Genomic DNA, 12027 nt, shown 5'->3' with positions numbered 1-12027 from the left:
TCACCCCTCGTTCCACCAGGTCTCGGTGTCGACGCCCTGATACGGCGGGACCTTGACGGTGCGGGCGCCGGCCTTGCCGCCGATGGTGACGGTACGGTAGCTGACGTTGTTCGACCGGGTCCGCTCGTAGAGGTTGCCGTCGGGGTTGACGGTGACCTTGATCCGGTACGTACCGTTCTTGACCTTGCTCAGGTCGAAGGCCTGGGTCTGGGCCTGGTTGTAGGTGTCACCCCAACCCGTCGGCATGCTCTCCCGCAGCCAGAGTGCGGACTTCTCGCCACAGGCCGACTCCAGGCCGGTCTGGCTGGGCCGCAGCGTCGCGCCGGGCACGGTCAGGTCCACCGGGTCGGTCGGCGCGAGGCACCAGGACTGCTTGCCGCTGGTGGAGACGACCTTGTCCTTGGCGTCGACCAGCTCGTACTTGGCGAAGTCGAGGAAGTGCCAGTGGTTGTGCTCGGGAGCCTCGTGGAACTCCATGGTGCCGGTCTTCTTGACCCCGACCTGCTTACCGCCACGGTAGAACATCTGGTAGGCGTCCATGACCGGCGCGGTGCCGCGGCGGAAGCCCTCCACGATCATCGGCGCGGGGCCGGCGTTCCACTCGTTGGCGGCGAAGTTGAGGCGGTCGGTTCCGCCTTCGTCGACCTCGGTCGAGATCTGCCACGCGGGCAGCGAGATGAGGTCGGGCAGGGTGTCCTTCTTGGGCTTGCCCGGCGTGATCTCGCCGCGGGCGCCGCCCAGCGGGAGCCGGCCGCGGCCGTTCTCGCCGCCCTCCAGCGTCTCTCGCGGCACCACGGTGCGGGCGCCCTGGTCGTCATCGGCTCCGTGGGCCGCCATGGCGCCCATGCCGACGCCTCCCTCACCGCCTTCTCCCTCGCAGTTGCCGTCGGGGCACTGGTCGACGATGACCAGGTTCTGCTTGGCGGTGCGGTTGGACTTCGACAGCCCGAGGAATTCGGCGACCGGCTTGTCGATGCTCATCGTCATGACGAGCTCGGTCTCGCCCTTGGTCTGGAAGCCGAGGTCGGAGACAGTCGGGACCGCCATGCCGCGCTCGATGCCGTACAGGACGCCCTTGGTGAACCAGTTGCCGCCGCAGAACTCGGGGTAGACCGGGCCGGTGGCGCCGTCGGTCTGCACCCGCTGCCGGTCGTAGCCGCCGGGGCAGAGCGGGCGCTTCTCGTCGAGGATCACCTTGCCGGACTTGCTCTTCAGGGTGACCCGGAGCCCGTTCTTGAAGCCCTTCATGCCGTCGACGATCGCGGCCGGCGCGGTCGTGGTGGTGCGCTTCTTGCCCCTGATGACGGTCTTGGTCAGCTTGACCGGCTTGTCATAGGCCGACTGCGTCGCGCGGAACTCGAAGCCCGCGTCGTAGGCGGCCAGCCAGACCGACGGCTGGACGTACGCCTCCCCGCCCCAGGCCTCGACCTCGACGGTGTCCGATGCGGCCACGAGCTTGAGTGCTCCGTTGCCGGTGCTGCCGCTCGCGGGACCGTAGTTCGCCGTCACCGTCGTCGTGACGACGAGCGCGGCTGCCACCAGCCCGATGCCGGCCGAGACCAGCTGCCGTGTGCGAGTACGAGGTTTGACCATCGAGATGCCCCTCCAGTGTGTGGCCCGAATCCCTCCTGATCCGGGGCCCGAGTACCGGCAACTTATTGCCGGCCACCTATTGGGACGGTTAACTTTTCGATCCGGTTGCATCGGATCGAGAGAATTACCGAGAAAGGTACGCCGCGCCGACCGCCTGCTCGAGGTCGAAGGCTTTGAGCATCAGCTCCTCGACGTACTCCTCGAGCTTGGCCCCGACCAGCGGCACGGGCACCTTGATGTTCAGCCGCACGCTCTCGGTGGTGCGTCCGTCGGACTCCGACAGCGAGATGTTGCCGCGCAGGGTGGCCAGACCGCCGGGGACGGTGATGTCGACGACGGCGACGGTGTCGGAGGACCAGACCTCGTTCTGATGGACGGTGAGGTCGCCGGAGACGATGCGCTTCGCGAAGGAGGGTACGCCGACGGTCGACTGCACCCGGTCGATCCGGACCTCCCGCGGCGCACCGCCGATGGTCACCCGGCGACGGAGCGCTCCCTGGGCGTCGGCGACCCGCTCGCGGAAGCCCGGATCAGCGAGCATCGCGGACACCTCGCCCATGCGGGCGTCGTAGACGAGCTCGTGCTGAAGGGTCGTCGTCATTGCCGAATCCTTTGGGGCTCTTCTGCGGGTTGGGACGGGGGATGAGGAGGCTCAGGCGGCGAGCCAGCGGGTGCCTACCTCATGCTCCTTCTCGAGTGCCTTCTTGAAGATCGAGAGGATGAGATCCTCCAGCTTTCCGCTGACCAGGGGCACATTCACGGTAGCGGTCAGGGTGACCGTCTCGATGGTCTTCGTGCCGTTCTCAGCCAGCCGTGCGATGCCGGAGAGCGAGCCCGGCTTGCCCGGAAGGGTGACCTTGAGGTCGCCGGAAGTGAAGTCGCCCGACCAGATCTCGTCCTGGTGCACCTCGATGGTGTCGCCGACGAACTTCTTCGCGAACCCGGGCACTCCGCTGACCGCCTGGGCGTAGCGGATGCTCACCGTCGAACCGGTGATCGCCACGCTCTTGGACAGCGCGTGCTGGGCGTCGCAGACCTGCTCGCGGAACGCCGCGTCGGCGAGCATCCCGGAGACGGCTGCGATCGGCGCGTCGTAAGCCAGGTCGATCGACAGCTTTTTGCTCATAACCACACATCATGACGCCTAGTGCGGCCAGAGTCATCAACAGAGCCGCCGAGAGAACGGACACATTCCAGGAGTATGCTCTTTACCCCCAGGGTGCTGGGAGGTCGTCAGCCTATGACTCACATCGGCGATTCCTTCGGATCCAGCCGCCTACTCAGAGCCCTCGCGGGATACCGTGACTGGTGTGTCAACGGAGACGCATATCAAACCTGTCCAAGCTCAGCAGAACGTCCTGCAGAACCGCCTGCCGAGCACCACCTACTTCCGCCATGTAGCCCCTGAGGAGCTCACCGGCCGCAGCGAGGCTGACCTCGCCGGCGCGGTGGGATCGCATCTGGCGCTGGCAGCGAACCGCCCGCAGGGCACCGCCGCCGTGCGCATCCTCACCCCGACCACCGCCGCAGACGGTTGGTCCGCCGGAGGCCGCAGCGTCGTCGAGATCGTCGTCGACGACATGCCCTACCTCGTGGACTCGGTCAAGACCGAGCTCTACCGTCGTGGCCTCGACGTACATCTCGTCGTCCACCCCGTCATCGACGTCGCCCGTGACGTGACCGGTGCGCTCGAGGGGGTGAACGAAGGCGACATCAGCGAGTCGTGGATGCACATCGAGATCGACCGTCTCGCGCCCGACGCCGCCAAGGAGATCGTCTCGGGCCTCGAGGGAGTCCTCGAGGACGTACGCGAGGTCGTCGAGGACGAGCCGAGGCTGCACCGCCGCCTGGCGGAGATCGCGGCCGGCCTGCGCTACACCCCGCCCAACAGCGTGCCGCGCGAGGAGGCCTCGGAGGCCGCCGAACTGCTGGCCTGGCTGGCCGAGGACCACTTCCTGCTGACCGGCTACCGCGAATACCGCCTCGACGGCGACTACCTGCGCGGTCGCTCCGGCACCGGCCTGGGCATCCTGCGCGCCGACCCGCCGCAGGCACCCGACCACGGCAAGATGCCGCCCAAGGTCGCCGCCCACGCCCGCGACAAGGTCATGCTCGTCCTGGCCAAGGCCAACTCACGCTCGACCGTCGGGGAGCCCGCCTACCTCGACCACGTCGGCATCAAGATCTTCAACGGCGCCGGTGAGGTGATCGGCGAGCACCGCTTCCTCGGCCTCTTCACCACGAAGGCGGCCCGGCAGTCGGTGACCCGGATCCCGGTCGTACGCGGCAAGGTCGCCGCGGTCCTCGACCACACCGGCTACGACGCCCGCAGCCACACCGGCAAGGCGATGCTCGACGCGATGGAGTCCTACCCCCGCGAGGAGCTGTTCCACGCCTCGACCGAGGAGTTGATGGACCTCGCCGAGGCCGCGCTGGGGGCGATCGAGCGTCGCATCCTGCGGGTGGCCGTCCGGCCGGACACGTACGGTCGCTATGTCTCGGTGCTCGTCTCGCTGCCGCGTGACCGCTACAACACGACGGTCCGCGAGCGGTTCTCGAAGGTGCTTCTCGACGCGCTCGGCGGCACCGACCTGGAGTTCACCGTACGCATCAGCGAGTCGACCACCGCCCGGGTGCACTTCGTGGTCCACGGCACCACCGAGTCGCTGGGGAAGGCCCTGGACACCCCGGGGCTGGTCGACAGCCTCGAGTCGCGGCTGCGCAAGGCCGCGCGGAGCTGGCGCGACGACCTGGTCAGCGCGGTCATCGCCCATGCGGGTGAGGACGGCGCCGCCCGGCTCGCGCACGTGCTCGACGCCTTCCCGGAGGCGTACAAGGAGGACTTCGACGCCGACACCGGCGCCGCCGACCTGACCCGGCTCGAGATGCTCTCGCACCAGGGCGAGGCGGTCGACTTCTCCTTCTACAAGGACCCGGAGAGCCCCGGCGGTTTCCGGATCAAGATCTTCCGCACCGGTGGCCCGCTCTCGCTGTCCCTGATGCTCCCGATCCTGTCCTCGTTCGGCTTCGAGGTCACCGACGAGCGGCCCTACGACCTCGAGGGCGTCGGCACGTCCGGGTCGGAGGAGTGGTTCATCTACGACTTCGGGCTCGCCTACCCCGGCACCCCGGTCGGCACGCCCACCCAGCTGGTCGCCGCGCTGCACCAGGCCTGGTCCGGTCGCAGCGAGATCGACGGTCTGAACGCGCTCGTCCTCGCGGGACTCGACCACGGTCAGGTCACCATGCTGCGTGCCTACGGCCGCTACCTGCGCCAGGCCGGCACTCCGAGCTCGTTCTTCTCGATCGGCAACGCGCTGTGCACCAACCCGGGCATCGCCCGGCAGATCGTGGAGCTGTTCGAGACCCGTTTCGACCCCACGCTCACCACACGTGACGAGACGAAGCGGGCCGAGGCGATCGTCGAGGCTCTCGACGACGTGGCGAGCCTGGACCAGGACCGGATCCTGCGCAGCTACGTCACCGCGATCCTGGCGACGACGCGGACCAACTACTACCGCGGGCGCAGCTACCTCGCGTTCAAGTTCGACCCGCAGCAGCTGCCCGACCTGCCGCTGCCGCGGCCGGCGTACGAGATCTTCGTCTACTCGCCCGACGTCGAGGGCGTGCACCTGCGCTTCGACGCCGTGGCCCGTGGTGGGCTGCGGTGGAGCGACCGGCGCGACGACTTCCGCACCGAGGTGCTCGGGCTGGCGAAGGCGCAGCAGGTCAAGAACACCGTCATCGTGCCGGGCGGCGCGAAGGGTGGCTTCGTCCCCAAGGGCGTGGCCGGTCCGGACGCGTACGTCACCTTCCTGCGTGGTCTCCTCGACGTCACCGACAACCGGGTGGACGGTGAGATCGTGCCGCCGCCCGACGTGGTGCGCCACGACGCCGACGACTCCTACCTCGTCGTCGCCGCCGACAAGGGCACCGCGACGTTCTCCGACCTGGCCAACTCGGTCGCGGCGGAGTACGACTTCTGGCTCGGCGACGCGTTCGCCTCCGGCGGCTCGGCGGGCTACGACCACAAGGCCATGGGCATCACCTCGCGTGGCGCCTGGGTCTCGGTGCAGCACCACTTCAAGCGGCTCGGCATCGACCCGCAGACCGATGAGATCACCGCGGTCGGCGTCGGGGACATGTCCGGCGACGTCTTCGGCAACGGCATGCTGCGTTCGGACCGCATCCGGCTCGTGGCCGCCTTCGACCACCGGCACATCTTCATCGACCCCACGCCCGACGCGGCGGTGGGTTTCCAGGAGCGGAAGCGGCTCTTCGAGATGCCCCGGTCGACCTGGGAGTCCTACGACACCTCACTGATCTCGGCGGGCGGCGGCGTGTGGTCGCGGCAGCTGAAGTGGGTGCCGATCAGCCCCGAGGTGCGGCAGGCGCTCGGTCTGGCGACCGCTGTCAAGCGGCTCACGCCGCAGGAGCTGATCAGCGCGATCCTGCGTGCGCCGGTCGACCTGCTGTGGAACGGCGGGATCGGGACGTACGTCAAGGCGTCCAGCGAGACCGACGCCGACGCCGGTGACCACGCCAACGACGGGGTCCGTGTGGACGCCGCCGAGCTGCGGGTGCGGGTCGTCGGTGAGGGCGGCAACCTGGGCATCACCCAGGCCGGCCGCGTCGAGTTCGCCCGCAAGGGTGGGCTGATCAACACCGACGCGATCGACAACTCCGCCGGTGTCGACACCTCCGACCACGAGGTCAACCTCAAGATCCTGCTGGACCGTGAGGTACGTGCGGGTTCGCTGACGCTGGCCGCGCGTGACGAGCTCCTCGAGGAGATGACCGACGAGGTCGCCGCGCTGGTGCTGGCCGACAACGAGGCCCACAACGTGACCCTGACCCGTGCGGTGGCCTCGGCCCCGCAGCTTCTGGAGGCTCACGAGCGCCAGATCGCGGAGTGGGTCACGGCAGGCCTGCTCGACCGCGACGTGGAGGGCCTGCCCTCCGCGACCGAGGTCGCGCGCCGTCTGGAGGCGGGGGAGGGGCTCACCGCCCCCGAGCTCGCCGTCGTGCTCGCCTGGACCAAGATCGAACGCCGGCGCGAGTTGGTCGCCGAGGGCGTCCCCGACCCGGCCGCGGACCCGGAGATGACGAAGCGCCTGGTGGCGTACTTCCCGACCGCGATCCGCGAGCGGTTCCCCGCGGCCATCGTGGATCACCCGCTGCGGTGGGAGATCTGGGCGACCTCGGCGGTCAACGAGGAGGTCAACCTCGCATTCGGGACGCTCGACGCGCTGTCACGGTGAGAACCGTGCCGGCGAGCAGGAGCGAGATGCCGAGCGCGGCGAACACCCACGACGGGCCGCCGGTATCCGGCAGCGAGCTCTGAGGTGAGGTTTCCGTCGGCGGTCCCGGGTTCGGGGCCGTCGGCGGATTCTCGTTTCCGCCGGGGATCGGCACGTCGGTCGGGTCCGGCGTGGGCGTGGGGTCCGGGGTCGGCGTGGGATCCGGGGTCGGGTCCGGGGTCGGGTCCGGGGTCGGGGTCGGGTCTGGTGTGGGGCTCGGCGAGGGGACCTCGTCGACCCTGAAGTCCTGTCCGCCCCGGATCTCGCCGGCCGAGGTGATCGTGACCGTACGCGAGGCCTCACCGACGACCCGCATCCCATCGGGTGCGGTGACGGTGATGGTGTAGTCGCCCGGCGGGAGACCCTCGACGATGTAGCCGCTCGCGTCGTCGGTGGTGGCGGTGACCGGGCCGTCGGGCCCGTCGACCGTGACGGTGACGCCTGCGACCGGGTCTCCGGTGGAGGCGTCGGTGACCCGGCCCGTGATCGTGCCGGGGCGGGTGAGGTCGAAGTCGACCCCGGTGACGTCGCTCGTGGCCACGGTGACCGGTCGCGTGGTGGCGCCGGTGTATCCCTCGGGTGCGTCGATCTCGGCGGTGTAGTCGCCGGGCGGCACGCCGTCGAGCCGGTAGTTGCCGTCGCCGTCGGTGACGGTGGTGATCGGGTCACCGCCGCCGGCGGGGACCAGGCGCACCTGGACGCCGCCGAGCCCGCTGCCGCCGCCCGTCACGGCGCCGGAGACGCCGGCCAGCTGGTTGACCACGAAGTCCTGGTCGGTGATGGGGGTGTCGTCGACGGTGATGTCGGAGCGGGTCGTGCCGTCGGGGCCTGCGGTGTAGCCCTCGGGCACCGTCAGGGTCACCGAGTAGCCGGTGCCGACCGCGTTGTCGTCGAAGAGGTAGCTGCCGTCGGTGCCGGTGGTCGTGGTGGCGGTGGTCCCGTCGGGCCGGGTGAGGGTCACCGTCGCGCCCGGGACCGGAGCGCCGGCGTCGTCGCGTACGGTGCCGCTGATCGCCTGCGGGATCACCTGCCGCACCTCGAAGTCGGCCCGGGAGGCGGGGTCGCCGTCCTCGCCGCGGTTGCTGACGGTCGCCTCGGTCTGCCCGACGATCGCGCATCCGTCGGGCTGGCTGAGCCGGACGGTGTAGCCGTCCTGGGTGGCGAAGTCGCCGAACGAGTAGGTGCCGTCGGCGGCGGGGCTCGTGGTGGCCAGCGTCTCCCCGTAGGGCGAGACGAGGGTGAGCACCGAGTTCTCGACCGGGCAGGACCCGGAGGTCGACACGTCGGCGATGGTGCCGCCGATCGGCCGCGCCCGGCTGACGAACCAGGTCTGGTAGACCGGGAACCCGGCCCGGCGGGTGAAGACGAAGGTCAGGCTGGTGAGCCGGATGTCGGGCTCGTACCAGCCGCTGGCGCCGTTGGTGTCGGTGGCGGTTGGGTTGCCGGTCAGCGTCGAGGTCGCCGGGTTCCAGGTCGGCTGGTCGGTGCCGCCGGCGTAGTTGAACGGCCCCTGGAACCACGAGGAGATCTCCGCGGCCGGGACGTCCTCGCCGTTCTCGTCGGTCGCCTGGACCTGGACCTGGTCGGAGTCGATGTCACCGAGCACGAACGCCCAGCCGGTGTCGGGCGTGGGGTTCTCGAAGGCGTACGTCGTGGTCGAGGCGCCTGTCGGGGTGTCGGCCTTCGGGCGCAGGTTGATGTAGGCCGAGCCGCGGCTCGATCCGTACTTCGCTCCGGGAGGCGTGCTGGCGTCGAGGAACGTGCTCGCGCCGCTGGGAAGTGCGACGTTGGCCCGGGAGTCGCTGGCCATCTGCGCCGCGGGGAAGCCCGCGGACCGCTGGGTCATCGTGGTGGAGTAGTCGTTGGACGTCCCGGAGACGGGCGCCCACTCGGCCCACGAGTCGGTCACGGCGTGAGCCGGTCCCGGGGACATCACCGTGACGAACACGCCGGCCAGAAGTGCCAACGCCAGACAGGCCCGGTTGAACATTGCGAGGGGATCCTTTGCTTCCGAGGAGCAAAACGTTGCGTTGGGGGACTTTGAGAAGGTTAGCCTTGCGGAACCGGATTTTTACGCTCTGAAGTGCGTGTGTGGCCGAGGTTGTCGTCGTTCGAGGGCAGGGTCTGCCATTCCGAGGGCCGCGGGATCGACCTCACCGAGCGGGCGAGCGTGGGGATGAGAGCGGCGAGAGCGACCAGCGCCGTGACCGCGAGGACCGCGGTGGTGCCGTCGGCGACGGCGAGCAGCGCTCCGGCCAGGGCGGGCGCCAGTGGGATCGAGAGCATGGAGACGAACTGGGCCGCGGACTGCACGCGTCCGACCAGCTCCGGTGGGGTGATCGCCATCCGGTACGCCGAGACGCCGGCGTTGCCGGCGGGGTTGAGGAAGAGGCCGACGGAGACCGCCAGGGCCATCACAGCCGGGTGGGTCCAGAACGCGAGCGGGATCGAGAGCGGCACGAAGCTCCATGCGACCAGGGCGGTGAGTCTGCCCGTCGGGATCTTGTCGATGAGCCAGGGAGCGACCAGCGCGCCGAGGATCCCGCATGCTCCGATCGCCGCCTCGGCCAACCCGATCTGCCAGGCCGGGAATCCGGCCTCGATCAGTCGTAGCAGGGCCATGAAGAAGAGCGCGTTGACGGCGAGGTTGGCGGCGGGCCCGAAGAAGAGCAGCGTACGTAGGAACGGCTGCTGCCAGCTGTAGCGCAGCCCTGCGACCAGGTCGGCCGAGGCCTTCTCGCGAGGCGCGCGGGCGAGGGCCGGCGGGGCCGAGAGGTCCGCTCGGACGCGTCCGAGGAGCAGCCAGCCGGCGGCGTACGCGATGGCGTTTCCGGCGAACGGCGCCCAGCGGGTGACGCCGAGCAGCACGCCGCCGAGCGGCCCGCCGAGCAGTCCGGCGATGTGCTGGCGTGCCTGCTGCTGGGAGAGGGCCGTCGGGAGGTCGTCTGCCGCGACGACCGATCTGATCGCTGAGTTCTCGGCCGGGAGGAAGAGCCCGTTGAGCGCTCCGGTGAGGAGGGCGACGAGGAGCAGGTGAGGGAGGGTGAGCGAGCCGAGGATCCCGGCGATCGCGAGCGAGGCGTACAGGACGGTGCCCGACCCGTGCGCAAACCGCATGATCCGCAGCCGATGGCGGCGGTCGGCGATCACCCCGGCGGGCAGCAGCATGCCCACCATCCCGATGAGGTGGATCGCCTCCGCGGACGCGGCCCAGAAGGCGGATCCGGTCATCGCGTAGGCGACCAGGGGCATCGCGAAGAGGCTCACCCGGGTGCCGAGCTCGGCGACGGTGGCGCCGATCCAGAGGGCGGTGAAGTCGTGGTTGCGGGCGAGCTCGCGGTAGGAGGGCATACCCGCACCATAAGGTGCGCAAGATGTGTTGCGCAATATGTGTTGCGGAATTCGGTAGACTGCGGCCATGGCTACGTACGACGACCCGCGGATCCTGCGCGCGATCGCCCACCCGACTCGCAACCGGGTGCTGCACGAGCTGTCCGCAGCGGGATCCCTCCGTGCCGCGGATGTCGCGCAGCGCACCGGCATCCCGGCCAACCAGGCCAGCTTCCACCTGCGCCAGCTGGCGAAGTACGGTCTGGTGGAGGTCGACCCCGACGCCGGCCGGGACAAGCGCGACCGTGTCTGGCGGCTCACCGACGACGACATCACCATCAGCCCGAGAGAGATGGTCCAGCAGCCGGGAGGCGAGGCGGCGTACACGGTGTTCCAGCGCAGCTCCGTCGCCTGGGGCCACCACCTGGTCGACGAGGCGTTCAAGGTCTCTTCGGAGGACGATCCCGCGAAGCGTTACGTGTCGGAGTCCTCCCTGCGGCTGACCAGCGACGAGGCCCTCCAGCTGCAGCAGGAGCTGAACCAGGTCGTGGCGCGCTACCGCGACACCGGCCGCCAGTCATCCGGCGAGGAACGGGACCTCTACTCGGTCTACCAGATCGTCCAGCCGATGCCGGACCTGGCCGGTGAGCCCGATCCGGGGGCGGCGACGTGAGTCATGTCTCAACGCGTGCCTCAGGCCTGCTCCTACTCGCGAGTCACCGAGAAGTTGGTTTACCGTCCGAAGTCGCGGCCATCCCAGGACGCCAGTAGGGAGATAGACGAACGATGAGCACGAGCCAGATCGCCGAGAAGCGCGAGGTCCGCGAAGCCAACCGAGTCGAGGGCCACAACGCCCGGTCCTGGCTCCTGGTCTCCGCGATGCGTACGGAGATTTTCGACGACGCCCAGCTGAGCCGAGCCGACCAGATCATCCTCGACATGGAGGATGCGATCGACACCTCGCTCAAGTCGCAGGCGCGCGAGAACGTGACCAGCTGGCTCAAGGGTGGCGGCCGTGCCTGGGTACGCATCAACGACTGGACCACCGAGGACTGGAGCGAGGACATCGCCGCGCTCGCCGGGATCGAGACGCTCGCCGGTGTGATGCTGGCGAAGACCGAGTCGCCGGACCAGGTGACCGACACGTTCCAGCGGCTGGGTGGCAAGACCCCGGTGATCCCGCTGCTCGAGTCGGCGCTTGGCATCGAGGACGCCGCGACGATCGCGCGCGCCCGGGGCGCGTACCGGCTCGCGTTCGGCTCCGGTGACTACCGCCGCGACACGGGCGCGGAGAACGACCCGCTCGCGATGGCCTACCCGCGGACCAAGCTGGTCCTGGCCTCGCGGATCGGCAACCTGTCCGGTCCGATCGACGGCCCGACGGTGGGCAGCAGCCACCCGCTGCTGCGTGAGCAGTCGGCCGACGGCGTCGCGATGGGTATGACCGGCAAGCTCTGCCTCGACATCGAGCAGCCCTCGGTGATCAACGAGTCGTTCAGCCCCTCCCCGTCCGACGTGACCTGGGCCTACGAGTTCCTCCACAAGTTCGAGGAGGGTGGCCGCGTGATCCGCGACGGCAGCGACAAGCCCCGTCTGGCCCGCGCCGAGACGATCAAGCGCCGCGCCGAGCTGTTCAAGATCAAGCCGGACACCGAGGCCTACGACGCCCCCACCTCGGGGCCGAGCGTCTACTGATCGACGCCGACCCGGCCCGTTCTGACCGGATTTCGCCGAGTCGGCTCGTCATGACGAGCCGACTCGGCGCTGAATCTGGTCAGGATGGGCCGGGTCGGCACGGCTCGGC

8 protein-coding genes are annotated in these 12027 nt (G+C 69.5%); 3 read left to right on the top strand and 5 right to left on the bottom strand.

The genetic code is table 11. From position 1 onward, the window contains the following. The 3 genes from ACIO3S_RS01480 to ACIO3S_RS01470 form a co-directional block, all read right to left on the bottom strand. Positions 1–1593 carry a lysyl oxidase family protein gene (locus ACIO3S_RS01480; RefSeq protein WP_400458701.1) on the bottom strand — a complete coding sequence of 531 codons (1593 nt, stop codon included), beginning with the start codon at positions 1591–1593 and terminating at the stop codon, positions 1–3. 124 nt (positions 1594–1717) lie between these two features. Further along, positions 1718–2194 (bottom strand): DUF2505 domain-containing protein, encoded by a 477-nt coding sequence (locus ACIO3S_RS01475; protein ID WP_160024749.1) that lies wholly within the window; start codon positions 2192–2194, stop codon positions 1718–1720. Between the two features lie 51 nt (positions 2195–2245). Further along, positions 2246–2719: a DUF2505 domain-containing protein gene (locus ACIO3S_RS01470; protein ID WP_400458699.1), complete on the bottom strand. Its 474-nt coding sequence runs from the start codon at positions 2717–2719 to the stop codon at positions 2246–2248. A gap of 184 nt (positions 2720–2903) precedes the next feature. Between ACIO3S_RS01470 and ACIO3S_RS01465 the strand changes: the two genes are divergently transcribed. Then, positions 2904–6854, top strand: a complete 3951-nt coding sequence (locus ACIO3S_RS01465) for an NAD-glutamate dehydrogenase (protein WP_400458698.1) — start codon at positions 2904–2906, stop codon at positions 6852–6854. Here the strand turns inward: ACIO3S_RS01465 and ACIO3S_RS01460 are convergent. Next, positions 6814–8883: a collagen binding domain-containing protein gene (locus tag ACIO3S_RS01460; RefSeq protein WP_400458697.1), complete on the bottom strand. Its 2070-nt coding sequence runs from the start codon at positions 8881–8883 to the stop codon at positions 6814–6816. The genes ACIO3S_RS01465 and ACIO3S_RS01460 overlap by 41 nt on opposite strands. 59 nt (positions 8884–8942) lie before the next feature. Next, positions 8943–10244: an MFS transporter gene (locus ACIO3S_RS01455; protein ID WP_400458696.1), complete on the bottom strand. Its 1302-nt coding sequence runs from the start codon at positions 10242–10244 to the stop codon at positions 8943–8945. A gap of 67 nt (positions 10245–10311) precedes the next feature. On the opposite strand from ACIO3S_RS01455, the gene ACIO3S_RS01450 reads away from it, so the two are divergent. Both ACIO3S_RS01450 and ACIO3S_RS01445 read left to right on the top strand, forming a co-directional pair. Next, positions 10312–10896, top strand: coding sequence for an ArsR/SmtB family transcription factor (locus ACIO3S_RS01450; RefSeq protein WP_400458694.1), 585 nt, complete (start codon positions 10312–10314; stop codon positions 10894–10896). A gap of 113 nt (positions 10897–11009) precedes the next feature. Next, complete coding sequence (locus tag ACIO3S_RS01445; protein ID WP_378834219.1) at positions 11010–11918, top strand: HpcH/HpaI aldolase/citrate lyase family protein; 909 nt, start codon at positions 11010–11012, stop codon at positions 11916–11918. Positions 11919–12027: the final 109 nt, after the last annotated feature.

Origin of the sequence: Nocardioides sp. NPDC087217, assembly GCF_044744805.1 — a bacterium.
Classification (GTDB): domain Bacteria; phylum Actinomycetota; class Actinomycetes; order Propionibacteriales; family Nocardioidaceae; genus Nocardioides.
Note: the sequence above shows the minus strand (reverse complement) of the source record. Positions and strands in the feature narration are given on the sequence as shown.